The 25,677-nt window shown below is 58.4% G+C and carries 22 protein-coding genes; 10 read left to right on the forward strand and 12 right to left on the reverse strand.

The window, feature by feature from the left end; genetic code table 11:
- Positions 1-14: 14 nt before the first annotated feature.
- On the reverse strand, positions 15-560 hold the full coding sequence (locus ACA063_RS19900; protein ID WP_497663054.1) for a cytochrome b: 546 nt from the start codon (positions 558-560) through the stop codon (positions 15-17).
- A complete protein-coding gene (locus ACA063_RS19905) occupies positions 557-1,642 on the reverse strand; it encodes a catalase family peroxidase (protein ID WP_497663055.1) in 1,086 nt (361 codons plus the stop codon). The genes ACA063_RS19900 and ACA063_RS19905 overlap by 4 nt, the downstream gene beginning before the upstream one ends.
- A gap of 158 nt (positions 1,643-1,800) precedes the next feature.
- Here ACA063_RS19905 and ACA063_RS19910 point away from each other — a divergent pair, with 158 nt between their 5' ends.
- The 4 genes from ACA063_RS19910 (at position 1,801) to ACA063_RS19925 (ending at position 5,854) form a co-directional block, all read left to right on the forward strand.
- Complete coding sequence (locus ACA063_RS19910) at positions 1,801-2,307, forward strand: RNA polymerase sigma factor (RefSeq protein WP_497663056.1); 507 nt, start codon at positions 1,801-1,803, stop codon at positions 2,305-2,307.
- On the forward strand, positions 2,304-3,056 hold the full coding sequence (locus ACA063_RS19915) for an anti-sigma factor family protein (RefSeq protein WP_497663057.1): 753 nt from the start codon (positions 2,304-2,306) through the stop codon (positions 3,054-3,056). The genes ACA063_RS19910 and ACA063_RS19915 overlap by 4 nt, the downstream gene beginning before the upstream one ends.
- Positions 3,057-3,220: 164 nt before the next feature.
- On the forward strand, positions 3,221-4,345 hold the full coding sequence (gene zapE, locus ACA063_RS19920) for a cell division protein ZapE (protein WP_497663058.1): 1,125 nt from the start codon (positions 3,221-3,223) through the stop codon (positions 4,343-4,345).
- A 201-nt stretch (positions 4,346-4,546) separates the two neighbouring features.
- Positions 4,547-5,854, forward strand: a complete 1,308-nt coding sequence (locus tag ACA063_RS19925) for a leucine-rich repeat-containing protein kinase family protein (protein WP_497663059.1) — start codon at positions 4,547-4,549, stop codon at positions 5,852-5,854.
- A gap of 63 nt (positions 5,855-5,917) precedes the next feature.
- Here ACA063_RS19925 and ACA063_RS19930 read toward each other — a convergent pair whose 3' ends face one another.
- Positions 5,918-6,625 carry a YebC/PmpR family DNA-binding transcriptional regulator gene (locus tag ACA063_RS19930; protein ID WP_194692419.1) on the reverse strand — a complete coding sequence of 236 codons (708 nt, stop codon included), beginning with the start codon at positions 6,623-6,625 and terminating at the stop codon, positions 5,918-5,920.
- Between the two features lie 225 nt (positions 6,626-6,850).
- Between ACA063_RS19930 and ACA063_RS19935 the strand changes: the two genes are divergently transcribed.
- The gene (locus tag ACA063_RS19935) at positions 6,851-8,251 is read left to right on the forward strand and encodes a type VI secretion system Vgr family protein (protein ID WP_497663060.1); all 1,401 of its coding nucleotides are present in this window, start codon (positions 6,851-6,853) and stop codon (positions 8,249-8,251) included.
- Between the two features lie 128 nt (positions 8,252-8,379).
- Here the strand turns inward: ACA063_RS19935 and ACA063_RS19940 are convergent, their stop codons facing one another.
- Positions 8,380-9,246, reverse strand: coding sequence for a LysR substrate-binding domain-containing protein (locus ACA063_RS19940; protein ID WP_497663061.1), 867 nt, complete (start codon positions 9,244-9,246; stop codon positions 8,380-8,382).
- Between the two features lie 109 nt (positions 9,247-9,355).
- Between ACA063_RS19940 and ACA063_RS19945 the strand changes: the two genes are divergently transcribed.
- The 3 genes from ACA063_RS19945 (at position 9,356) to ACA063_RS19955 (ending at position 12,234) form a co-directional block, all read left to right on the forward strand.
- Complete coding sequence (locus ACA063_RS19945; protein ID WP_497663062.1) at positions 9,356-10,465, forward strand: 2-aminoethylphosphonate--pyruvate transaminase; 1,110 nt, start codon at positions 9,356-9,358, stop codon at positions 10,463-10,465.
- Positions 10,466-10,656: 191 nt separating this feature from the next.
- Entirely contained in the window at positions 10,657-11,484 is an 828-nt protein-coding gene (gene phnX, locus ACA063_RS19950) for a phosphonoacetaldehyde hydrolase (RefSeq protein WP_497663063.1), read from the forward strand.
- Positions 11,485-11,673: 189 nt separating this feature from the next.
- Complete coding sequence (locus ACA063_RS19955) at positions 11,674-12,234, forward strand: cytochrome b (protein ID WP_497663064.1); 561 nt, start codon at positions 11,674-11,676, stop codon at positions 12,232-12,234.
- Positions 12,235-12,359: 125 nt separating this feature from the next.
- Here ACA063_RS19955 and ACA063_RS19960 read toward each other — a convergent pair whose 3' ends face one another.
- The gene (locus tag ACA063_RS19960) at positions 12,360-13,286 is read right to left on the reverse strand and encodes a 1-aminocyclopropane-1-carboxylate deaminase/D-cysteine desulfhydrase (RefSeq protein ID WP_497663065.1); all 927 of its coding nucleotides are present in this window, start codon (positions 13,284-13,286) and stop codon (positions 12,360-12,362) included.
- A gap of 228 nt (positions 13,287-13,514) precedes the next feature.
- The gene (locus ACA063_RS19965) at positions 13,515-15,554 is read right to left on the reverse strand and encodes an oxidoreductase (protein ID WP_497663066.1); all 2,040 of its coding nucleotides are present in this window, start codon (positions 15,552-15,554) and stop codon (positions 13,515-13,517) included.
- Positions 15,555-15,763: 209 nt separating this feature from the next.
- On the opposite strand from ACA063_RS19965, the gene ACA063_RS19970 reads away from it, so the two are divergent.
- Both ACA063_RS19970 and ACA063_RS19975 read left to right on the forward strand, forming a co-directional pair.
- On the forward strand, positions 15,764-16,894 hold the full coding sequence (locus ACA063_RS19970) for a carbon-nitrogen hydrolase family protein (RefSeq protein WP_497663067.1): 1,131 nt from the start codon (positions 15,764-15,766) through the stop codon (positions 16,892-16,894).
- A gap of 3 nt (positions 16,895-16,897) precedes the next feature.
- Positions 16,898-17,938 (forward strand): AraC family transcriptional regulator, encoded by a 1,041-nt coding sequence (locus ACA063_RS19975; protein WP_497663068.1) that lies wholly within the window; start codon positions 16,898-16,900, stop codon positions 17,936-17,938.
- Between the two features lie 3 nt (positions 17,939-17,941).
- Here ACA063_RS19975 and ACA063_RS19980 read toward each other — a convergent pair whose 3' ends face one another.
- The 6 genes from ACA063_RS19980 to clpX all read right to left on the reverse strand — a co-directional run bounded on the left by ACA063_RS19980 (position 17,942) and on the right by clpX (position 25,639).
- Positions 17,942-18,088 carry a hypothetical protein gene (locus tag ACA063_RS19980; protein WP_497663069.1) on the reverse strand — a complete coding sequence of 49 codons (147 nt, stop codon included), beginning with the start codon at positions 18,086-18,088 and terminating at the stop codon, positions 17,942-17,944.
- A 154-nt stretch (positions 18,089-18,242) separates the two neighbouring features.
- On the reverse strand, positions 18,243-19,088 hold the full coding sequence (locus ACA063_RS19985) for a DUF2242 domain-containing protein (protein WP_497663070.1): 846 nt from the start codon (positions 19,086-19,088) through the stop codon (positions 18,243-18,245).
- A gap of 181 nt (positions 19,089-19,269) precedes the next feature.
- Positions 19,270-21,141: a SurA N-terminal domain-containing protein gene (locus ACA063_RS19990; protein ID WP_497663071.1), complete on the reverse strand. Its 1,872-nt coding sequence runs from the start codon at positions 21,139-21,141 to the stop codon at positions 19,270-19,272.
- A 234-nt stretch (positions 21,142-21,375) separates the two neighbouring features.
- Positions 21,376-21,648, reverse strand: a complete 273-nt coding sequence (locus ACA063_RS19995) for an HU family DNA-binding protein (RefSeq protein ID WP_002552737.1) — start codon at positions 21,646-21,648, stop codon at positions 21,376-21,378.
- A gap of 149 nt (positions 21,649-21,797) precedes the next feature.
- Positions 21,798-24,194 (reverse strand): endopeptidase La, encoded by a 2,397-nt coding sequence (lon, locus tag ACA063_RS20000; RefSeq protein WP_162440174.1) that lies wholly within the window; start codon positions 24,192-24,194, stop codon positions 21,798-21,800.
- Positions 24,195-24,355: 161 nt separating this feature from the next.
- Positions 24,356-25,639 carry an ATP-dependent Clp protease ATP-binding subunit ClpX gene (gene clpX, locus ACA063_RS20005; protein WP_007946893.1) on the reverse strand — a complete coding sequence of 428 codons (1,284 nt, stop codon included), beginning with the start codon at positions 25,637-25,639 and terminating at the stop codon, positions 24,356-24,358.
- Positions 25,640-25,677: the final 38 nt, after the last annotated feature.

A 25,677-nucleotide genomic window follows, 5' to 3' on the forward strand; every position in this document is an offset into this window, starting at 1 on the left:
GATCATGTGCAATGTCAAACCCGATCCTTGCCCCGCAACATGCTGTCCAGCACATCGTCACGGCGTACCCAGCCATGGAACAACGCCGCCGCCAAATGCAGCAGTACGGTCAGAAACAGCAGATACGCCAAGTAGCCGTGTGCCTTGCGCAAGATCGCAAACATCTGAGCGTTGGCCGGCACGATCGATGGCAGTTGCAATGAGCTGCTGAGCATCACCGGATCACCCGCCGCCGAGATCATGGCCCAGCCCAGCAACGGCAAGATCAGCATCAAGGCGTACAGCAACACATGAGATGCCTTGGCCGCCAACACCTGCCATCCCGGCAAATCCGCGGGCAATGGCGGCTGCCGGGTGGAGAAGCGCACCACCAGACGCACGATGACCAGCAGCAGAATGGCGATGCCCAAGGGTTTGTGCAGATGGATCAGCCACTCATGACGCTCTGACACCGAGGCGACCATGCCCGCGCCAATAAAAAGCATGGCGATGACCATCAGTGCCATCAGCCAATGCAGCAGCCGCGCCAACGGTGCGAAATGGTTCGGTTGAGTGCTCATTGTTGAGCCTCCTGTTTGGCGGCGGGCAACTGATTCACTTCGCTGGTGCGTCGCAGATAGGAACTGGCGTACCCGGCTGAACGAGCGGCAAGCAATGGATCATCCGAACCTTCGATGCCGGCAGGTAATACCAGCGGGTCATAGTTGATGTCGCGGCATTCGCCATTGAGTTGCGCCTGGGTGCTTTCAAGCACCAGCGTGCCCGCGTTCAGTACTTTGCGCCCGTCAGGCCAGGGCTTGCTGGCATCGTTCACCGGGTCACCCGGGTTGGCCAGCGTGATGTTCAGCTGCCAGCGCAACGGTCCTGCGGCGATCCGCTGGACCAGGTCTTTCTCCAGAAAATCCCCACCCGCCGGTGCCGTCGCACCCGCGGCGTCCTGCGCCACCGGCACCATGCTCCAGCGCACGGCCTGACGTTGCCCGGCGGCGTTGACCAGATAGAACGCATTGACGCTGTTATAGGTTTCCGTCACGTAGCTGGCGGAAGGCTTGGCCGTTTTAACCCATGTCAGAAAAGGTATGGCTTCCGGGTGTGAAGCAAAAAACGCCGGGACTGCCGCCGGGTCCGGTTTGCCGGTGGCCGGGACGGGAGACTGGGCTTGTTGAAATTGATAGAACGCTTCAGGGGTACCCACCGGGAACACCGGCATGCTGTTCATCCCGGTGCGCCACTGCTGCCCGTTGGCCTGGGTGAAACGCAGGGCCATGCTGCGGATCGGCACGCTGTTGTCCGGGGCATACGGGTTGCCGGCCGGCAAGGCAAAACGCCCCACCACGGGGGTGCGCTCCTCATTGAACACCTGCGCAGTGGAGTAATTGCGCGCCTCGCTGCTGCTCTCGAAATGACCGATCACACACACGCCTTTGGAGTGGTTTCGCCGGAACCCCGGGTGCACGCCGTTGTTGGTTTCCAGAACATTGATCAACTTTTTCGGCGTCAGCCGTTGTGGGTCAAACGTGCCGTTGACGTAGGCAAAAGCCCCGGCCACGACCGCGACGATCACGGCGATACCGGCCAGACGAAACACCAGGCTTGCAGCACTCAGCGGTGGTCGAGTGGGCGGTGATGAGCGATCTACCATGAATGACTCCAGGGCCATCGGCCACAAGTGAGAAGAATCAAGCAGACGAACGCCCGGGCGGTTTATTCCATTGCCCGGTATTTATTTGTTCAGGCGTGGAATAACCTCCAATGCCGGACGTCTCCCATTCACAGAGCGTAGTGACTGGTTAGAAATTCATGAGCGATATCGACGAACAACTGAGTGAAATCATTCCCAGACTGCGACGGTTTGCGCTTTCGCTCACGCGCAACCCCAGCAGCGCCGATGACCTGGTGCAGGCCAGCCTGGAGCGGGCATTGTCGCGCTGGAACGACAAACGCCCCGAAGGCGATTTGCGCGCCTGGTTGTTTTCGATTCTGTATCGACAGTTTCTCGATGCGCATCGGCGCACCCGGCGATACGCACGAATGCTCGAATTCTTCACCGGGCGTGACGATTCACAGCCGTCGGCGGAACGCACCGTGATCGCCCAATCGACCCTTCAGGCCTTCGACCAACTCACCACTGAACAGCGCGCGCTGCTGCTTTGGGTGTCGGTAGAAGGCCTGAGCTATAAAGAGGTCGCCGAGATTCTCGGCGTGCCCACTGGCACCGTGATGTCCCGTCTGTCCCGCGCCCGCCAAGCGTTGCGCCACCTCAGCGAGGGTGAAATCATCCGCCCTGCTTTGCGGAGACTCAAATGATCAGCATGCCCCCAAGCGAGCGTGACCTGCACGCTTACATCGACCACCAGCTCAGCGACGATGACCGTCGTCTGGTGGAGACTTTTCTGGCAAGCAATGCCGAAGTGGCAGCCACTGTGCGTGCCTGGCAGCGGGACGCTCAGCAACTGCGGGCAGGTTTGAGCGGCTTGTTGCAGCAACCGGCCAATCCGCAACTCACACCCTCGATGATTCGCCAGCGAGTCAAACGACAATCGCGCCGGCATCTGGCCAGCGCCGCTGTGCTGCTGATTGCCGTCAGTGTCGGCGGGTTCAGTGGCTGGCAGGCCCGCGAGATGACCCTAGTCAGTGCCCAGGCACCCATGACCGATGCCCTGCAGGCGTACCGTCTGTTTGCGCAGCAAGGCATTTTGCCGGCGGATTTCAAGGTCAGCGACGATGGCGATGTACAAGGTTGGCTTGACCGCTATTTCACCCGGGCCAACCGCCTGCCGAACCTTTCGAGTGCAGGTTTCAAACCCGTCAGCGGACGGTTGCTCAGCACCGAACAGGGACCCGCGGCGATGGTGGTCTACGAAAACCCCGAGGGGCAGAAAATCAGCTTTTACGTACGCCCACCCGGCCCCAAAAACCTCTTCCTGCCCAGGGGCAGTCGCCGCGACGGCGAGCTGCAGGCCGAGTACTGGTCGGGCGCCGGCTACAACTATGCGATGGTCAGCCCGAGCGATACCTCGGCGGCGCAGATGCTCGAGCAGACCGTACAGTTCTGAACCCGCCCCAACCGACAGGGTCGCGAGCGTGGTATGCATCCGCAGATTTCTGTCCAATGGTACGTGGCAAGGCTCGGTGTGACTGGAAGGAAAACTCTCTATTTGGTTAAACTGTGCCGCCGCCGCTTGGGGCGACGGCCTGACCATCACAGAGTGCTATCACAGTGGCCGTTCGACTACCTAACCGTCCGCGACTGACACCACGCTGGCCTGTGCTGCGCCGCTTGCTGGGCAAAGCCTCGAACGCTTCCACCAGCCACGCCAGCGATCGGCTCGTTCATGACTACTTTCGCCACAAGGCGCACGCCCAGGGTTACACCCTCAGCCACAGTCAGCAGCGCGTGATCGACTGCATGGCACAGCACGCCGCGGCGTTGCTGGGCGCTTCGGCGAAAACCCTTCCCGGACTTTACCTGCATGGCGCCGTCGGGCGTGGCAAGAGCTGGATGCTCGACGGATTTTTCCAGGCCATCCCGATCGCGGAAAAACGCCGGCTGCACTTCCATGAGTTCTTCGCTCAGCTGCATCAGGGCATGTTCAGTCACCGTGATCGGCCCGACGCCCTGGAACTCACCCTCGATGAACTGCTGAGCGATAGCCGGGTACTGTGTTTCGACGAATTTCACGTCCATGACATCGGCGATGCGATGCTCATCACGCGACTGTTCAAAGCGCTTTTCCAGCGGGGCATCCTGCTGCTGGTCACCTCCAATTACCCTCCGGAAGGTTTGCTGCCGAACCCGCTTTACCACGCGCGGTTCAAACCGGTGATCGACCTGATCAACGCGCGCATGCAGGTCATGGAAGTCGGTGGGCCGCACGATTACCGCAGCCAGGCAAGAACCCACGCTCAGCAGCTTTTCACTCAAGGTCAGTACTTTTGGCCAGACACGAAGGTGCAGCGTCAGGCACTCAACCTACCCGATAGTGATACGCCGCCGATCAAGCTGCCCGTCGGCACCCGACACCTCCACGCCCGATACTGCGAAGGGCGCACGGTCGGTTTTACCTTTGCCGATCTGTGTGACCAGCCCACGGCGGTGATGGATTATCTTGAGCTGTGCCGACGGTTTGATCACTGGATCATCGTCGCGCTGCCCAGCCTGGCCGATGCGTCCATTGCGGCGCAGCAGCGGTTCATCAATCTGATTGACGTTTTGTACGATCAGGACAAGCACTTGACCCTGGTTGGCCAGCGGTCGTTGCGTGAAAGCCTGGAGGGAGAAGCGATTGATCTGGCGCGAACGCGTAGTCGGTTGGGGCAGTTGGTCGAGGTCAAGGGTATTTGATCTGTCTTTTGCGGTGCCGCTGATGGCGTCATCGCTAGCAGGCTAGCTCCCACAGTTGACCGCGCCCGCCCAGACAACTCGATCACTGTGGGAGCTAGCCTGCTAGCGATGAGGCCTGACAGGCGCCACATTTTTCCCGCTATCATGTCGCCCATTCTCCGGCCTCCACGCCCTTCCCTCGATCAATAGCGAACCCCGTTCATGGACACCCTTGCCCAACTGCGCGCCGGAACACTGGCAGGCGCTACCCGACTGGACCTCGCCTGCGGCCTGACCGAGTTCCCCCGGGAAATCTTCGACCTGGCGGATACCCTGGAGGTGCTCAACCTCAGCGGCAATGCCCTGAGCCAACTGCCGGATGATCTGCACCGCCTGACACGTTTGCGCGTGCTGTTCTGCTCGGACAATGCGTTCACGGAACTGCCCGCCTGCGTGGGCCGTTGCGCCGCGCTGACCATGGTCGGTTTCAAGGCCAACCGCATTGAACAGGTGCCGGGCGCCGCATTGCCGCCGTTGTTGCGCTGGCTGATCCTGACCGACAACTGCATCAGCGAATTACCGACCGATCTGGGTGAACGCCCGTTTCTGCAAAAACTCATGCTGGCAGGTAACCGCTTGCAGCGCTTGCCCGACAGCCTGCGCCAGTGCCATCGACTCGAACTGATCCGCATCGCTGCCAACCAGCTCGGTGAGCTTCCCGAATGGCTGCTCACGCTGCCCAGCCTGACGTGGCTGGCCTACGCCGGCAACCCGCTGGAGACCGAAGCCGATGCGGCGGCCCTTGAAGCGACCGCGAGCATCCCCTGGTCATCGCTGCACCTGGAGCAGCAGCTTGGCGAAGGTGCATCGGGGGTGATTCATCGAGCCACGTTGCAGCGTTCGGACACATTCGCCAACCGGGTCGCGGTCAAGCTTTACAAAGGCGAGATGACCAGTGATGGCTCGCCGTTACACGAAATGAATGCCTGCATCACCGCTGGAATTCACCCGAACCTGATCCGGGTCGAAGGACGGATCACCGGACATCCACAGGCGCAAGCCGGGTTGGTGATGGAGCTGATCGCGCCGAGTTTCCGCAATCTCGCCGGGCTGCCGAGCCTTGAGTCCTGCACCCGTGATGTGTATGCCGACGATGCCTGTTTGAGCGCGGACGTTGCCTTGCGTATCGCCAAGGGCGTTGCTTGCGTGGCCGAACACCTGCATCGACACGGCATCACCCACGGCGACCTCTATGGCCACAATATTCTTTACAATGATCAAGGTGATTGTCTGCTGGGAGACTTTGGTGCGGCGTCTTTTCACGCGACCACGGACAGTTTCGAAAGCCGGGCATTGCAACGGATTGAAGTGCGCGCGTTCGGGATTTTGCTGGGGGAGTTGCTGGAGCGAATCGATTCAGGATTGAGCGATGAAAGCCGTGGGCAGCTGGAGGATTTGCAGCAGCGTTGCTGTCAGCCAGACGTGCTGGCTCGACCTGGGTTCAGTGACGTTGTACGGGAGTTAAGGTGAACCCATAACCTGTGGCGAGGGAGCAAGTTCCCCCGCCACATTTGTCATTGCATACAGTTCAAATCAACCCGCCAACCCGACAAACATGTCCTGCACGTCATCATGGTTATCCAGACCTTCGAGGAAGGCTTCGACTTCAGCCATTTGCTCGTCGCTCAAACCGCTGACCGGGTTCTTCGGCTGATAGCCCAGTTTTGCCGACAACACCGTGAAGCCCTGCTCGGGCAGCGCTTTCTGTACCGCATCAAGGTCCGCCGGCTCGGTCAGGAACAAGGTGGTCCCCTCTTCTTCGCCTGGCTCGAAATCCTGGGCACCCGCTTCGATCGCGGCCATTTCCGGATCGGCGTCAGGGCTGTCCGGGGACGCCTCGATCATGCCGACATGGTTGAAGTCCCAGGACACCGAACCCGAAGCGCCCAGTTGGCCCTTGCGGAACGCAACGCGGATTTCAGCGACCGTGCGGTTGATGTTATCGGTCACGCATTCAACGATCAGGGGCACCTGATGCGGCGCGAACCCTTCATACGTTACGCGATGGTACTGCACCGTCTCGCCGAGCTGGCCCGAACCTTTCTTGATCGCCCGCTCCAGGGTTTCACGGGGCATCGAAGCTTTTTTGGCCTGTTCAACCACCAGGCGCAAGTGCGCGTTTGTTGTCACATCGGCACCGTTACGCGCAGCGATGGTGATTTCTTTCACCAGTTTGCCGAAAATCTTCCCTTTGGCGTTAGATGCCGCTTCTTTGTGTTTAACCTTCCACTGTGCGCCCATTACTCACTCTCTTATCTGTGGCGCCGAGACATCTATTGGCCGACGCTTTGCGCAAGTTTATACGGCCTAAAGTTGGCAATCGACCAAAAATTCCACCTTCACCGACAGACAGATCGGCTTCTTCACCGAGGGTTGTAGGGCGTTTCTGAAAAGTCGATTGCCGCGTCCCTAATCTGCTGCGGTTTCGTACCCTCTGCATCCGTACTCACAGCAGAAGCGCGCCCTATGCATAACGACAAGGAAAGCCCCTTCACGCTCACTCTACTGGAGGGCGATCTGACGCTTCAGGCAGTGCGGTTCAAGGGTTTTGAAGGACTCAATCAGCTCTATCGTTTCGAGATCGAGGTGATTGCCATGGCACCGGCCATGGACTTCGGCAGGCTGCTGCGAAAACCGGTTTTTCTCGATCTGGGAAACGGCGATGGTATTCATGGCAGTGTCCACAGCACCACACGCGAGCATCAGGGATCGCTCCAGATCGGCTACACGCTGACAGTGGTTCCCTACCTTCAAAGGCTGGAATCAGACACCTGCCGCCGGGTGTTTCATCACCTCGATGTGCCGACCATCCTGCGTCAATTACTGGAGAAAAATGAACTGCCCGAAGAGAGCTATCGCATCGAGCTGAACGGCCAGTATCCACCCCGGCCTTTTTGCATTCAGTACGAGGAAAGTGATCTGGACCTGTTGCAGCGACTGTGCGAAGAAGAAGGCATCCACTTTCACTTCGAACATCACCGGAACGGCCACGTGCTGGTGCTGGCGGATGACGGCCTGAGTTTCCCTCAGGACCCGCAACTGACGCCTTTCCAACATGAGGGGGATGACCTCAACGCGGCGTCAACGATTACGCGGTTGTATCAGCGCCACGATGCCCTGCACTCGCACGCACAACGGCAGGCGAAAAATCGCGGTATACCCGACACGCTTGGCGATGCCGCCAACCACGCCTTCACCAAGGCATCGCGAACTGCCGTTCTGTCCACTCCCGAGCAGGTTCATCACGAGCAATGCAGCCAACGGCAACTGGAGCGCCTGCGCTGCACACCGCAGCAAATCCATGGTGAAAGCACACAGACTGCATTGCGCAGCGCACGGATTGTCCAGGTATCAGAGCATCCCATCATGAGCTTCAACGATCAGTGGCTGCTCACCGAGGTCCGGCACCACGGGCAGCATCCCTCGATTCTGGCTCACGACACCCTTGCAGCGAGTTACCACAATCAATTCACCGCCATTCCATGGTCAACGGTTTTCCGGCCGCCAGTCGCGAGGACCAAAACCCGCATTCCAGGGTACCAACCCGCGCGCGTACTTGGCCGTCCAGGACACCCCGCCACACGGGATGATCAAGGTCGCGTTCAGGTCAGGTTGTGGCCAACGTCCGAACCCGATCCGGAAGAGCTCGACGGCATGTGGGTGCCCATCGTCTGCGCGACACCGGACGCTCACTCGAACCTTGTCGGACTGCCGGAAGCCGGTACTGACGTATTCGTCAGTTTTCTCGACAGCGACCCGGATCGCCCGGTGATGTGGGCTGGCAGCAGACAATCCCGGCGGACGAAGCCTGCTCCGCAACACAATGCCAACAGCGATCTGCTGTTTGACTGGTTAATCAATCGCTAAGTCAAACCTTGCATCTGGATCAATACAGATCCCCTGTAGGAGCTGCCGAAGGCTGCGATCTTTTGATCTGGATGTTAAAAAAAAAGATCAAAAGATCGCAGCCTTCGGCAGCTCCTACAGGACCGCGGTCAATTCATTGCGGGGGCCAACGCCAGAAACGCCTGTATCAACCGCAAATTCCGGCGCCGTTCCATGCACCCGATCAGGTGCCGGTTAACCAGCCCGTCACCGATAATCGAGACCGCCACCACCCTCGGGTCGTGGCTCACCTCCACCGAAGACACCACGCCAACCCCCAGCTCTGCGGCCACCGCTTCCGTTACCGCCTCACGGCTGTCCAGCTCCAGCAGTACGCGCGGATTAACCTTCGCTTGAGCACAGGCGTCATCAAACGTGCTCCGGGTCACCGAGCCCTGCTCACGCAATACCATGATCACCTGATCCAATTCCTCGATGTGCACGGCCTTCGAACGCTGCGCCCATGGATGCCCCGCTGGCACCAGCGCGCAGATCCGCGATTCGCTCAACGCCTGCAAGTGCAGCCCCTTGCGCGGCTCAACCTCGGTCAGCACCGCCACGTCGGCATGCTCTGACAACAGCGCGGTCAGGGTTTCCTGAGCATTGCCCAAGCGCAGGTTCACCGTGACGCCCGGATACCTCGCACGCAAGCTGGCCAGCATCGGCATGACCAGGTGCGGCCCGTCCGCGGCCACCTCCAGACGCCCGGTCAATAGCTGTCGATTCGCCTCCAGCATCACCTGAGCCTCATCAGCAAGACCAAACATCGCACGGGTGATGGCGGCGAGCTTTATCCCCTCCTCCGTCAGCTCCACCCGTCGCGCCGTGCGTCGCAACAACGTGATCTGGTAATGCTCTTCCAGCGCCTTGATGTGCCCGGTGACTGCTGGCTGGCTGATGAACAACCGCGCAGCAGCCCGCGTAAAACTGCCTTCGCGGGCCACGGCATCGAACGCGCGAAGCTGGAACAAGTTCATAAATAACTCTCACTGATGGCTGGCATAACAACAAACAATTTGATTGATAGCACGGCAAATTGCAATTTAAGCCCCGTAGCGTTAGCCCATCGATTACGAGGACACGAGATTGAGTACTGCCGACCCCATCCTGCTCACCCCCGGCCCATTGACCACGTCAGCCCGCACCCGTCAGGCCATGATGGTCGACTGGGGTTCATGGGATGACCGGTTCAATCAACTGACCGCCAGCGTATGCGAGCAACTGCTAACCATCATCAATGGCGCCGAAAGCCATCACTGTGTACCTCTGCAAGGCAGCGGGACCTTCGCGGTCGAAGCGGCAATCGGCACCCTGGTACCCCGTGACGGCAAGGTCCTGGTGCTGATCAACGGTGCCTATGGCAAACGCCTGGCGAAAATCTGTGAAGTACTGGGTCGCTCGTTCAGCACCTTCGAAACCGCCGAAGACGAACCGACCACCGACGCCGACGTGGATCGCCTGCTTCACGCCGATACCAGCATTACTCACATCGCGCTGATCCACTGCGAAACCAGCACCGGCATCCTCAACCCGCTGCCCGACATCGCCCAAGTCGTTGCGCAGCACGGCAAACGCCTGATCATCGACGCCATGAGTTCCTTCGGAGCCCTGCCTATCGATGCGCAGCAGGTGCCGTTTGACGCGTTGATCGCCGCCTCGGGCAAATGCCTGGAGGGCGTACCGGGTATGGGGTTCGTGTTCGCTCGCAAAGAATCCCTGGCAAATGCCGCCGGCAATTCCCACTCCCTGGCGATGGACCTTTACGACCAGCACGCCTACATGGTCAAGACCGGCCAATGGCGCTTCACTCCGCCGACTCACGTGGTCGCGGCGCTGCATGAAGCCCTGCTGCAATACAACGAAGAAGGCGGCTTGCCGGCCCGGTATCAGCGCTATGCGAACAATTGCCAGGTGCTGCTGGATGACATGGCCCGTTTGGGCTTGCGCAGCTTCCTGCCGGCCGCGATCCAGGCGCCGATCATTGTGACGTTCCACGCGCCGAAAGACCCGCGCTACCAGTTCAAGGAGTTCTACGAGCGCGTGAAAGCCAAGGGTTTCATTCTTTATCCCGGAAAGCTGACCCGGGTTGAAACGTTCCGCGTCGGTTGCATCGGCTACGTGAACCAGGCCGAGATGCACGCGGCCGTGGCGGCGGTCGGTGAAGTGTTGCGAGAGATGGAAGTGCTGGAAATCTGATGACTTACACCTGTAGCAGCTGCCGAGCCTGCGAGGCTGCGTTCGGCTGCGCAGCAGTCGTAAACCATCCACTGCGGTGTTTCAGGTGAATTGTGTGGTCAGGTTTTACGACTGCTTCGCAGCCGAACGCAGCCTCGCAGGCTCGGCAGCTGCTACAGGGATCACCATTCCCCCAATAGAGGATTCAAGACATGAACTACGCAAACCCCACCAAACTCCAGGCCGCGATCCTCGACTGGGCCGGCACCGTGGTCGATTTCGGTTCTTTCGCGCCGACGCAGATTTTTGTCGAGGCCTTCGCCGAATTCGACGTCCAGGTGTCGATCGAAGAAGCCCGCGGTCCGATGGGCATGGGCAAGTGGGATCACATCCGCACCCTGTGCAACCAACCGCAAGTGGCAGAGCGTTATCGCGCGGTGTTCGGCCGCACACCAACCGACGATGACGTTACCGCCATCTACAAACGCTTCATGCCTTTGCAGATTGAAAAGATCGCTGAGCACTCGGCATTGATTCCGGGCGCGCTGGACACCATCGCCAACCTGCGCCAGCAAGGTATCAAGATCGGTTCCTGCTCCGGTTACCCGAAACAGGTCATGGACAAAGTGGTGGAACTTGCCGCAACCAATGGCTACATCGCCGACCACGTCGTGGCCACCGATGAAGTGCCGAACGGTCGCCCATGGCCTGCCCAGGCGCTGGCCAACGTCATCGCCCTGGGGATCGACGATGTGGCAGCCTGCGTGAAAATCGATGACACGGTGCCGGGCATCCTTGAAGGTCGTCGCGCCGGCATGTGGACTGTGGCACTGATCTGCTCGGGTAACGCATTGGGCCTGGATTATGAAGGTTTCCGCGCCCTCGGCAGCGACCAGCTGGACAGCGAGCGCAAGCGTATCCACGGGCTGTTCGAAGACTCTCGCCCGCACTACATGATCGATACCATCGCCGATTTGCCGGAGGTGATCGCCGATATCAACAAGCGCCTGGCAAACGGTGAAATGCCACAAAGCAGCTGATCAAATCTCCCGGGTGATTTGAAAGCGCCAGTTCCTCGGCGGAACTGGCGCTTTTTTGTGGCCAATCTGTTGAGCCAGAGCATTGAAAGGTCGATAGCCTCAGGAAAACCTGATGAAACAGGCTTACAGTTAAAGCACGCCGTCGAATGAGAACGGTGACGCTGGAACCGACCTGTGAGGAACACCCGTATGCCCTGGACGAACTCCGAATCACGCTACAGCACCGTATCGATCACGTTGCATTGGTTGATGCTAATCCTATTGGCACTGGTGTATGCCTGCATTGAATTTCGCGGGATCTTTCCCAAGGGCAGTGGCGGCCGGACGCTGATCACTGAATCGCATTTCATGCTTGGCCTGACGGTGTTTGTGTTGGTCTGGCTACGCCTGTTCGCGCGCAGCCTCGGCCCGGCGCCGAAAATCTTCCCGGCATCGCCTCAGTGGCAGACGGTATTGGCCAAACTAATGCACTGGGCGCTGTATATTTTCATGATTGCCATGCCGATTCTGGGATGGCTGGTGACCAGCGCCAAAGGCCATCAGGTGATGTTCTACGGCTTCGACCTGCCGATGCTGGTCGCGGAAGACAAGGCGCTGGCGAAACAGATCGAGGGCTGGCACGTGCTGGGCGGCACGATCGGCTACTGGCTGATCGGCCTGCATGCGTTGGCGGGGATTTATCACCATTACGTGGTGCGCGATAACACCCTTCTGCGGATGATGCCCAAACGGGTGAGCCGCGATAGCTGACACCACCGGGAACTGTCACCTGTGGGAGCAAGCCTGCTCGCGATAGCGCAGTGTCAGATAACATTGAGCCGATTGACACTCCGCTATCGCGAGCAGGCTCACTCCCACAATGGTTTGCGGCGCCATCAGAGCTTCGTGATAAACCCTCGGCGCCCCTGCAAGCCGCCGGTGTGGACGAAGATCAGTCGAGTACCTTTCTTGAACCGTCCGGCTTCCACCTGCTGCTTGAGCGCCAGCAGTGCCTTGCCGGTGTATAGCGGTTCGAGGGGAACTCCGCTGGTCTGTTCAGCCTGCGCGATGAATTCGAGCAACAGCGGATCGACTTTGGCAAAGCCACCGCGGCTCGCATTGAGCAGTTCGTACACGGGCTGTCGCAAGCCCGCTTCTTGCACAATCGATTCGACCTGCTGCGCCACGCCATGATCATCAGGCACCGCCAGTGCGCCATACACCGGATGCTCGCCCGCTTCCGCCAAAACCAAACCGGCCAAGGTGGTTCCGGTACCGCAAGCCAGCCACCAACCGTCGTAATCACCCCATCCCACACTGTGCAATTGATCGTGGACGGCAGCCTTGAGCTGCATGCAACCTCGCGCGCCCAGAAGCCCACCGCCGCCTTCGGGCACCGCTTGAAAATCCGGATACTGCGCCTGCCAGGGCAACCAGAAACCCGGCGTGTTCCGCGCTCGATAACCGCCATAACCCAGCCAATGCAACTGCATACCGAACGCGTGAAGGTCTTCGACCGTGGGAGTGTCCTGGGGGTGACCGCGCAACAGGCCTACAGTGGGAAACCCAAAGCGCTTACCAGCGGCGCCCAGTGCATGCAGGTGGTTGGAATGCGCACCACCGAGACTGATGATGCCTTTGGCCGCGCACTGGTCGGCCGCCTTTAGATGCTCGGTGAGCTTGAACCACTTGTTGCCGCTGATCAGCGGATCGATCTGGTCAAGACGCAGAATCGCCAGTTCGATACCGGCGTGGGTAAGCCAGTCGAAATTTACGAGCTCAAGGGGTATGGGGGGAAGCCAGCTGGAAGAGGGAAAAAGCATTGGCAGTGCGCGATCTGGAAAAGAACCAAGTCTATCAGTCAGCGCAGGCCTTGTAGCAGCTGGCGCAGCCTGCGTCCGGCTGCCGTGTGGCGAGGGGATTTATCCCCGTTCGGCTGCGCAGCAGTCGTGAAGATTTTGGAGCCGCTGCGCGACCCAGCGGGGATAAATCCCCTCGCCACACGGCAGCCGGACGCAGGCTGCGCCAGCTGCCACATGGATTTTCGAAAGTTACAACTCGGCAGCCAACCGCGAACCCTGGTTGATCGCGCGCTTGGCATCGAGCTCTGCCGCCACGTCCGCACCACCGATCAAATGCACATTCTGACCCGCGGCAGTCAAGCCGTCCTGCAACTCGCGCAATGGATCCTGACCGGCACAGATTACGATATTGTCCACTGCCAGCACCTGCGGCTCACCGGTTTCACCGATGCGGATGTGCAAACCTTCATCGTCGATCTTCAGGTATTCGACGCTGTTGAGCATCTGCACCTGCTTGTTTTTAAGACCCGTACGGTGAATCCAGCCAGTGGTTTTACCCAGGCCGTCGCCCACCTTGGATTTCTTGCGTTGCAGCAGGAACACTTCGCGGGCCGGAGCATGTGGCTCGGCCTTGATGCCGGCAACGCCGCCACGCGCTTCCAGATGAGTGTCGATGCCCCATTCTTTCCAGAATGCTTCACGGTCAAGACTGGTGGACACGCCCTGATGCACGAGGAATTCCGACACGTCAAACCCAATACCACCCGCGCCAATGACGGCGACACGCTTGCCCACCGGTTTGCGCTCCAGGATCACGTCCAGGTAGCTCAACACCTTGGCATTCTCGACACCGGGAATGGCCGGCGTTCTTGGGGCGATACCCGTGGCGAGGATGATCTCGTCGTAACCGCCTGCCACCAGTGTGGCCACATCGACGCGGGTGTTCAGGCACACCTCGACGTGGGTGGTCTGCAATTTGCGGCCGAAATAACGCAGGGTTTCGAAAAACTCTTCCTTGCCCGGTACGCGCTTGGCGATGTTGAACTGACCACCGATTTCGCTGGCCGAATCGAACAGCGTCACCTGATGACCACGCTCCGCCGCCACGGTCGCTGCCGATAAACCTGCGGGACCGGCACCGACGACCGCGATTTTCTTGATCTGCTTCACTGGCAGGTAGTTGAGCTCGGTTTCATGACAGGCCCGAGGGTTCACCAGGCAACTGGTCAACTTGCCACCGAACGTGTGGTCCAGGCAGGCCTGGTTGCAACCGATGCACGTGTTGATTTCATCGCCACGGCCAGCGGCAGCCTTGTTGACGAAATCCGGGTCGGCAAGGAATGGCCGTGCCATGGACACCATATCGGCGTCGCCTTCGGCGAGAATCTGCTCGGCGACTTCCGGCGTGTTGATGCGGTTGGTGGTGATCAATGGAATGCTCACCGAACCCCGCAGCTTGGCCGTGACCTTGCTGAATGCCGCGCGCGGAACCTTGGTGGCAATGGTCGGAATCCGCGCTTCGTGCCAGCCGATGCCGGTGTTGATGATCGTTGCCCCGGCCTGTTCGATGGCCTTGGCCAGGGTCACGATTTCTTCCCAGGTGCTGCCGCCTTCCACCAGGTCAAGCATCGACAGGCGGAAAATAATGATGAAATTCGGGCCGACGGCTTCGCGCACTCGGCGCACGATCTCTACCGGCAGGCGCATGCGGTTTTCGTAGCTGCCACCCCAACGGTCGGTGCGATGGTTGGTGTGGGCGGCGAGGAACTGGTTAATGAAATAACCTTCCGAGCCCATGATTTCGACACCGTCGTACTCGGCTTTTTGCGCCAGGTTCGAGCAGGTCACGAAATCACTGATTTGCTTCTCGATACCCTCCTCGTCCAGCTCTTTAGGCTTGAACGGGTTGATAGGCGCCTGAATCGCACTCGGCGCGACTTGTTTCGGGCTGTAGGCATAGCGCCCGGCGTGGAGGATCTGCATGCAGATCTTGCCGCCCGCCTCGTGCACTGCACGGGTGACGATCTGGTGTTTGAGCGCTTCTTCCTCGGTGGTCAGCTTGGCCGCCCCGGAGTACACACCACCCTCGTCGTTCGGGCCAATGCCGCCCGTTACCATCAAGCCAACGCCGCCAAGGGCACGTTCAGCAAAGTAAGCCGCCATGCGCTCGAAACCACCCGGTTTCTCTTCGAGCCCGGTATGCATCGAGCCCATCAGGGTGCGGTTACGCAACGTGGTAAAACCCAGGTCCAGCGGGGCCAACAGGTGCGGGTAATGAGCGGCGGCCATCGGTAACTCCACAACGAGCGATCACGGAAAAAATGCGGGAGCTCTGCGGCTCCCATCAGTCATGTTCGACAGACTAAGAGCCGCGCCGCTGTCGCTCAATGACCGTAACTGACAACTTATTGATCCAAATGCGCAGCGCCCCTTGGCAAGCGGCGACATGGGCCCTACCCTAGTCGCGAATCCTGCACACGGCCGTTGACTGTTTTCCCATGCGCAAACTTCTGTACCTGACCTTTTCCATGGCATTGATTGCCGCCCTGACGACCTACGCAATGTGGGCCGCAGACAGACCGGTGGGGCATTACCTGTCGGACCTGCGTATCGATCTCGCCGTCGACCAGGGGACGCCCGCTGACCACGGCAACCTGCTGGGCATCCAACCCGAACTGTTTCCCACCGACTACCAAAGCTCCGAGCGCTTGCACCGCAAGCTGGCCGCGTATTTGCAGAAGGCTCAGGAACAAGGCCTGCTCAATGAAAAAACCATCGTCGTGCTGCCTGAACACATCGGCACCTGGCTGATGGTCAGTGGCGAGAAGGATGAGCTGTACCAGGCCAACACCTTGAAAGACGCCATGAACTGGCTGGCGGTGAGTAATCCATTGAAGTTCGCCCGCGCGCTGATCGCCGCCAAAGGTGAAAATCGCGTGGATGATGCGCACTTGCGTATGAAAGCCAAAGGCATGGCCAAGGATTACCAGGCGCTGTTTGGTGGCCTGGCGAAAGAATTTCGCGTAACCCTGGTAGCGGGCTCCATCGTGCTGCCCGAGCCGAGCGTCATCGACGGTACGCTGAAAATCGGTCGTGGCGCGTTGTTCAACAGCTCCGTCGTGTTCGATCGCGACGGACTGCCCATTGGTCAACCGCACCGTCAAATGCACCCGGTATTCGATCAAAGTGATGTCATCGCGGCGAACGGTGATCATGACCTGAATGTGGTCGACACCCCTGCCGGACGCCTGGGTGTATTGATCGGCAGCGACAGCTGGTATCCGGACAACTACCGCAAGCTCGACAATCAGGGCGCCCAACTGATCGCAGTGCCGGCGTATGTCGCCGGTCGCGGAACGTGGGACAAGCCATGGCGCGGTTACAAAGGTTTGTCGACACCGAGTTCAATCAGCCTCAAGGCCGGCGAGCTCAGCGAAGGCCAGGCCTGGCAACGCCTGACGCTAACGGCCCAGCCACCCAGCAGCCAGGCCATTGCCGGCATGAGCGTGTTCCTGCGTGGCCAGTTCTGGGACAAAGGCAGTGCCGGTCAAAGTTTTCTCAGCAGCAACGGGCAGCATTTCACCGACGGCAACGCCCATGGTGCACGTTTGCTGAACTTGTGGTTGTAAGCCATGAAACCGCTGCCGATGCGCCTTGGGGATCTGTCGGTAGGCTTCGTTCATAGCCTGGCGGACGCCGTGCACAGTCACGCTCTGGACCCGCAGCCATTGCTGGAACAATACGGCCTCGATGCTGCGCGCTTGAGCGAAGCAGGCGCCCGACTCTCGATTCCGCGCTATATGCGCCTGGGTCACAGCGCCATTCAGCTGACCGGCGACCCGGCACTGGGTTTGCGCATGGGTCAACTCAGTCGTCTGAGTCAGGCAGGCCTGGCCGGGGTTACTGCCGCCCAAGCGCCCACGGTGCGCGAGGCGGCGCGGTGCCTGATTCGTTTCGAAGCGCTGTACGGTTCCAACTATCGTGGTCAATCGAGCTTCCATGAAGATGCCCAAGGCGCGTGGCTGCGGTTCTATTCCATCAGTCCCTACAACGCCTACAACCGCTTTGTGGTGGATTCGATCATCTCCGGCTGGCAGCAGCAATTGTCCAGCATCAGCCCTGTCCCACTGCGTGCCGAGCGCATCGAGATCGAGTTCGAGGCACCGACTTACATCGATGCGTATGCGGTGCTGGGTGAATGCCCGATCCTGTTTGGTTGCGAACATAACCAGCTGCGTTTGAACCTCGCCAGCCTCGCCCTGCGCAACCCGGAACACTGCCCGAGTACCTGGCGACACCTGCTGCAGTTATGTGAAAGGGAATTGGAACAATTGACCCGCACGCGCAGCTTGCGTGAACGCATCACACAGCTGCTTGGGCCGTTGCTCAATGGTGGCCAGGAACCTGACCTGGAAGAAGTGGCGGCACGCTTGAAGCTGCCCACCTGGACCTTGCGCCGCAAACTTGCCGAAGAAGGTACCCAATTTCGCGCGATCCTCAACGACACTCGCCGCGACCTGGCCATGACCTACATCCGCGATACCGAACTGGCGTTCGGTGAAATCGCCTACCTGCTGGGCTTTGCATCAGCCGAGGCGTTTCAACGGGCGTTCAAACGCTGGAACGGTCAGACACCCGGCGAATTTCGCCGAAGTCATCGCCAATCCGCCTGATGTTTACAGTTCTGTAGCGTCCTCTGCGGGTTCCAGCGGATCCAGTTCGAATGCCTGATACTCGAGCAGCTCTTCTTGATAATCGTCCATTTTGACTCCCCCACCACTCGTTTGAAAAATGCCTGAATAAATGACCCACGCCTTGAGCATAAAGTGCCCACGTGAAAGAAAAATGACGCACTTAAGTACGACGTTCAGCAGCTACTAATAAAACGTAGCAGGCGTCCATGGATTTATCACAGGATTTTTTCGAACAGGCCGTAGGACTAAGGCCTGGGTTGACGACGGTCAATTTAAACGGGGTTTACTGGCCTGAAGGAATGGGCTCGCTTGGTGGCGGCAGGCTCGATTCCTGAGGCGGGGTTACCGTTTCCGTTGATGGTGCGGGCTCGGCAGTATCGACCGGAGTGATCGGCGCCGATTCAGCCGGTGGCGCTACGGGCTCGGAGGCTGCAGGTGCGGCTTCAACCGGTGCTGGCGCAGGTTCGGCTGCCGGAACCGGCGCGGGGGCCGCTGCCGGGGCAGGAGCTGGGGTGGGTGCCAACGGCGCCGGTGCAGCTTTCACTTCAGGCACACCCAGATCGGTTTTCGGTTTCTCGACGATGTGCGCGGCCTTTTTCGCTTCAGGCGGCAGAAACAGTTCGACCAGAGCGAAGAATCGCTCGTAGAACTTGGCGGACGACACGGTCTCGCTGGCGACCTTGACCATCGAGTCATCGGACGAACCAATCGGCATCGACACCGAACCCAGCACACCCACACCGAGACTTGCGGAGTTATTGGTCTTCTTCAACGCATAGCGGTCCTGCAAGGCGTTGGCAAACATGGTGGCGTGATGCCCCTCGCTACCGTCATCGGCACAGACCACGCTGAAGCTGATCTCCATGTGGGTCTCGCCGGTCTGCTGGAAGCTCTTGTGCCCGCTCACCAGTTTCGGATCGCTGCTGGTGATGATGTAGCCCTGACTGAGCAAGGCCCTGCGAGCGGCTTCGCACGTTTGCGCATCTGTCACCGGGTAATTGCGAGAAAACGTTCCGGAATCATCGAAATTCTCATGCTCATAGATCGCGGATTTTTTTGACGAACAACCGGCAGCAGCGGCCAGAACCAACGCCAGTCCGACAACCCGCATGGGAAATGATTTAAACATTGAACATCCTGAGGAAAACGATTCGGGGCGTATTGTGCAACAGATCGATGATTAGCGTGACATCGATTGTGTCTTGAATCAGTTACAGAGGTACTGACCATCGATTATTTTATTTGTGCCCATAGAAAACCCCAGCTGGTCGGCTGGGGTCTTTTTACTAAGCGGATCACTCAGTCAGGCATCAGAAACGCTTGATGTCTGCGGAGCTCTCCAACTGCTTGCGGTAGGCTGCAAAGTCTTGCTGGCCGATGCGCGAGGCGAGGAAGCGACGGTATTGAGCCTTCTCTTCTTCGGTCGGTGCAGCGGCTTCGTTGACGCCGTTCAAGCGCACGATCACCAGGCTACCATCCGCCAGGGTCACGCTGTTGAAAGTCGGCTTGTCCTTGGCAGCGGGTTTCGGCATGCGGAACAGCGCTTGCAGCACGGTAGGGTCGATCCCTTCCTGACCGCGAGTCGCCGCCTCGGTGACTTTCCAGTTTTGGCCGTCAACAGCCTTGTCCAGAGGAGTCTTGCCATCACGCAGGCTGGCGATCAACTCATCAGCCTTGGTTTTCGCAGCAGCGCTGGCGTGTTCCTTGGCCAATTGCTGGCGAATGCTGGCATTCACGCTTTCCAGCGGCAATTGTGCAGGCTTCAAGTGTTCCTTGGCACGCAGCACGATCACGGTTTCAGGATCCAGCTCGATGGCGGTGCTGTTGGCACCTTCATCCAGAACTTCAGGGCTGAACGCTGCAGCGATCACGGCACGGTTGGCTGCAACACCTTCGCCACCTTCACGGCCAAACGGCTTGGAGGTGTGAACGGTCAGTTTCAGGTCTTGAGCCGGCTGAGCCAGATCGGAAGCTTCAAACGACGAGTCTTCCAATTGCTTGGTAGCCTCGACGAAACGCTGCTCGACCTGCTGGGTTTTCGCCTCGCGGGTCAGCTTGTCTTTCAAGCTGGCAAACGTCGGCACTTCAGGCGCTTCAACACCCAACAGCTTGATCAGGTGAAAACCGAAGTCCGTACGAACCGGTGCAGAAACCTGGTCCTTGTTCAGCGCATACAACGCCGTCTCGAACGCTGGATCGTAAACACCTGGACCTGCGTAGCCAAGGTCACCACCGTTGTTGGCCGAACCCGGATCCTGGGAGAATTCCTTGGCCAACGCCTCGAATTTCTCGCCTTTGGCCAGTCGGGCCTGGATGTCTTCGATCTTGGCCTTGGCTTGCGCCTCGGTCATTTTATCGTTCACTTCGATCAGAATGTGCGCAGCCCGGCGTTGCTCGGCCAGGTTCGCGATTTCTTTCTGATACGCCGCTTGCAGGTCTTCGTCATTGACGCTGACCTGATCAAAGAAGGAGGACTTCTTCAATTCGAGGTAGTCGATGACCACCTGATCCGGCGTCATGAATTCCTTGGCGTGTTCGTCGTAGTAAGCCTTGACCTCATCGTCGGTCAGCTTCACCGCAGCAGGATCGGCTTTGACGTTGAGGGTGGCGAAATCGCGGGTCTGTTTTTCCAGACGGGCGAAAGCCAGCACCTGAGCATCGGTGACAAAACCGCTGCCCGCCAAACCGGCGCGCAACTGACCAATCAGCATTTCCTGAGCCAGCATCTGGCGGAATTGCATCCGGCTGTAGCCGAGCTGCCGAATAACCTGGTCGAAACGCTCGGCACTGAACTTGCCGTCCACCTGGAATTCAGGCGTTTGCAGGATCACCTGGTCCAAAGCGGCTTCGGAAAAAGCGAATTTCGAGTCTTCCGCGCCTTGCAGCAGCAGCTTGCGATCGATCAGGCCCTTAAGAGCCGATTCGCGCAGCATTTTTTCGTCGAGCAAGGAAGCGTCGAAATCTTTGCCCAGCTGTTGCATGAGTTGACGGCGTTGCATATCAACCGCCTGGCTCAGCTCGTTCTGGCTGATTTCTTCACCGTTGACCTTGGCCGCGTCCTGGCTGTTGCTCGTAGCCTGGAATATGGCTTCGACACCGGTGAACGCCATCAGTACAACGATGATCCCGATAATGGTTTTGGCAATCCAGCCTTGTGAATTGTCCCTGATATTCTGCAGCATGCGTCCCCCAGAAACGGTTGAACTTCAAATTTAGGCAACCGTGGAGCGTGGGTAGAATCCGGATAGAAGAAAGGCGCATCCGAGGATGCGCCTTCTCGTAACTGGCGGAGCGGACCGATGGGTTCGAACATGCGACCCTCGGTGTCTCGGACCGGCAATGTACCGACTGGACTACCGCTCCGCTGCCAGGTCAGGAATGACCCCGACCCGGATAGGCAAAAACCTGAATCGTACTTAGTTGACAGCTTCTTTCAGCGCTTTACCGGCTTTGAAACCTGGCTTTTTAGCGGCTGCGATTTCCAGCGTCTTACCGGTCTGTGGGTTACGACCGATGCGAGCTGGACGATCAGTCACGGAGAAAGTACCGAAACCAACCAGAACAACAGAGTCGCCAGCCTTGAGAGCGCCAGTGACGGATTCGATTACAGCGTCCAGCGCACGGCCAGCAGCAGCTTTCGGGATATCAGCGGATGCAGCGATAGCATCAATCAGTTCCGACTTGTTCACTCTAAGTCCCCTTATATCTATTTGAGTATGATTCTAAGTTTTTTGGTGAAAGCAAAAACGAGTGCTGAATGGCCTACAGACACTATAAGAGCCGCTTTATAACAAGGGCTCTAAAAAGCTGTCAAGGAAGCCCCCCAGGCAAATGCGTACTAATGCGTGCTAATTCTTTCCTTAGAGTCAGACTCGCGTTTTTCATCCTTTGCAACTATCTCGGGAGCCACATCAGGCAAGGGCTCCGGCGCGTATTGCAGCGCAATTTGCAGGACCTCGTCAATCCATTTAACTGGTTTAATCTGCAGATCTTGCTTGATATTGTCAGGAATTTCCTTCAGATCGCGTACGTTCTCTTCAGGAATGATCACCGTCTTGATCCCACCGCGGTGAGCCGCGAGCAGTTTTTCTTTCAAGCCACCAATCGCCAATACCTGACCACGCAGGGTAATTTCACCCGTCATGGCGACATCAGCGCGAACCGGAATCCCGGTCAATGCCGACACCAGGGCCGTGCACATGCCCACACCGGCGCTAGGACCGTCTTTCGGGGTCGCCCCTTCTGGCATGTGGATATGCGTGTCGCGCTTCTCGTGGAAGTCCAGGGGAATCCCCAGGCTCTTCGCGCGACTGCGGACAACGGTGAGCGCTGCAGTGATCGATTCGACCATGACATCACCCAACGAACCGGTCTTGATCAATTGACCCTTGCCAGGCACTACGGCAGCTTCAATGGTCAGCAGTTCTCCGCCCACTTGAGTCCAGGCCAGCCCGGTCACCTGACCGATCTGATCCTGTGATTCAGCCAGGCCGTAGCGGAATTTACGCACGCCAAGGAAGTGCTCCAGCATGTCCGCGGTGACTGTCACCGAGAAGCGTTTTTCCAGAGCATGCTCTTTGACCGTCTTGCGGCAAACCTTGGCAATCTGACGCTCCAGCCCGCGTACGCCGGCCTCGCGGGTGTAGTAGCGAATGATGTCGCGGATCGCTTCGGATTCGAATTCCAGCTCGCCTTTCTTCAAGCCGTTAGCAGTAATCTGCTTGGGCGTGAGGTACTTGACGGCAATGTTGATCTTCTCGTCTTCGGTGTAGCCCGGCAGACGAATCACTTCCATCCGGTCCAGCAGCGCCGGCGGGATGTTCATGGAGTTGGACGTGCAAAGGAACATCACATCGGACAGGTCGTAGTCGACTTCCAGGTAATGATCGTTGAAGTTGTGGTTCTGCTCGGGATCGAGCACTTCCAGCAACGCCGACGCTGGATCGCCACGCATGTCGCTGCCCATTTTGTCGATTTCATCAAGCAGGAACAGCGGGTTGCGAACACCCACCTTTGTCATCTTTTGAATCAATCTTCCTGGCATCGAACCGATGTAAGTACGGCGATGACCACGAATTTCCGCTTCATCACGTACGCCGCCGAGTGCCATGCGCACAAACTTACGGTTGGTGGCGTGAGCGATCGACTCGGCCAGGGAAGTTTTACCCACACCCGGAGGACCGACCAGGCACAACACCGGCCCGCGAATTTTCTTCACACGTTTTTGCACGGCGAGGTATTCGAGGATGCGTTCTTTGACTTCTTCCAGACCGTAGTGGTCGGCGTCGAGAATGTCTTCGGCACGAGCAAGATCCAGGCGGACTTTGCTCTGTGCCTTCCACGGCACCTGAACCAGCCAGTCGATGTACGACCGCACCACGGTGGCTTCCGCAGACATCGGCGACATTTGCTTGAGTTTGTTCAGTTCACCCTGGGCTTTGGCCAGGGCATCTTTTGGCAGGCCAGCGGCATCGATGCGCTTTTTCAGCTCTTCGATTTCGTTGTGGCCCTCGTCGCTGTCGCCAAGTTCTTTCTGAATGGCCTTCATCTGCTCATTCAGGTAGTACTCGCGCTGACTGCGCTCCATTTGCTTTTTGACGCGTCCGCGAATGCGTTTCTCGACTTGCAGCAAGTCGATCTCGGCATCCAGCAGCGCCAGCACGTGTTCGACACGGGCCGACAAATCGATGATTTCGAGAATTTCCTGCTTCTGCTCGATCTTCAGGGCCATGTGCGCGGCCATGGTGTCGACCAGGCGACCTGGCTCGTCGATGCTGTTCAGCGACGACAGGACTTCCGCAGGGACCTTCTTGCCCAGCTGAACATACTGTTCAAACTGCGCCAGCAAGCTACGAACGAATACTTCGGATTCGCGCTCGGGTGCGTCGACTTCGTCGATCAGGGAGACTTCGGCACGACAGTGGCCATCCACTTCGCTGAAGCGCTCTACAGCGCCCCGCTGCTCACCTTCGACCAGAACCTTGACCGTGCCATCAGGCAGCTTGAGCAGCTGCAGAACGGTCGCAATGGTACCTACGCGATAAAGTGCTTCTTCACCGGGATCGTCGTCAGCAGGGTTTCTCTGAGCCAGCAGAAGGATCTGCTTGTCGCCCGTCATCGCTGCCTCGAGGGCTTCGATGGATTTCTCGCGCCCCACGAACAGCGGGATAACCATGTGCGGATAAACCACAACATCACGCAATGGCAGGAGAGGCAATTCGATGGTTGTCTTCATGATTTCGCCTCTACGGCGGCCATATGGCCGTAAACAGATGGAAGTAAGCTTGAAACCAAGATGGGGGCTGCCCTTGAAAAAAACAAGCACAAAGACAGCGTTAAAACGCGCAAAAAGAAAAGGGGCCCGAAGGCCCCTTCTTTATTCCAGCTGCGTGACGCTTAGGCGTCTGGCGCGGCCTTGGCAGCCGGCTCACTGTTTTCGTAGATATACAGTGGCTTGGACTTGCCTTCTATAACGCTTTCATCGATCACTACTTTACTCACCTCGGACTGCGAGGGGATTTCGTACATAGTGTCGAGCAATACACCTTCGAGAATCGATCGCAATCCACGGGCACCGGTCTTGCGTTCCAGCGCACGTTTGGCAACGGATTTCAGCGCATCGGCCCGGAACTCCAGGTCCACACCTTCCATCTCGAACAGCTTGGCATACTGCTTGGTCAGAGCATTTTTCGGCTCGGTGAGAATCTGCATCAACGCAGCCTCATCAAGCTCGTCCAGCGTGGCAAGTACTGGCAGACGGCCGACGAATTCAGGGATCAGACCGAACTTGACCAGATCGTCAGGCTCGACTTCACGCAGGGACTCGCCCACTTTCTTGCCTTCTTCCTTGCTGCGCACTTCGGCGTTGAAGCCGATGCCACCTTTGGTGGAACGGTTCTGGATAACTTTTTCCAGACCGGAGAATGCACCACCGCAGATGAACAAGATGTTACGTGTATCGACCTGAAGGAATTCCTGCTGCGGATGCTTGCGGCCACCTTGTGGTGGAACGGAAGCGACCGTGCCTTCGATCAATTTAAGCAGGGCCTGCTGCACGCCTTCACCGGAAACGTCCCGAGTGATCGACGGGTTGTCAGACTTGCGCGAAATCTTGTCGATTTCATCGATGTAGACAATGCCCATCTGGGCTTTTTCTACGTCGTAATCGCACTTCTGAAGCAGCTTCTGAATGATGTTCTCGACATCTTCACCTACGTAGCCAGCCTCGGTGAGGGTGGTTGCGTCGGCGATGGTGAACGGAACGTTCAGCAAGCGAGCCAGTGTTTCGGCAAGCAGGGTTTTACCCGAGCCTGTCGGGCCGATCAGCAAAATGTTGCTCTTGCCGAGTTCGACGTCGTCATTCTTTTTGTCACGCTGGTTCAGACGTTTGTAGTGGTTGTACACCGCTACGGCCAAAACCTTTTTCGCACGCTCCTGACCAATCACATACTGATCAAGGATGCCGCTGATTTCTTTAGGCGAAGGCAATTTATGCGCGCTGCTTTCGGCCTGGGCTTCCTGCACCTCCTCTCGGATGATGTCATTGCACAGGTCGACGCACTCGTCGCAGATAAAGACCGAGGGGCCGGCAATCAACTTGCGTACTTCATGCTGGCTTTTGCCACAGAAGGAGCAATAGAGCAGCTTGCCGTTGTCCTCGCCGTTGCGGGTGTCAGTCATTCGTTCGATCCAAATCCGATAGGCTTGCAACACAAGAT

The organism is Pseudomonas sp. LBUM1643 (assembly GCF_059716215.1).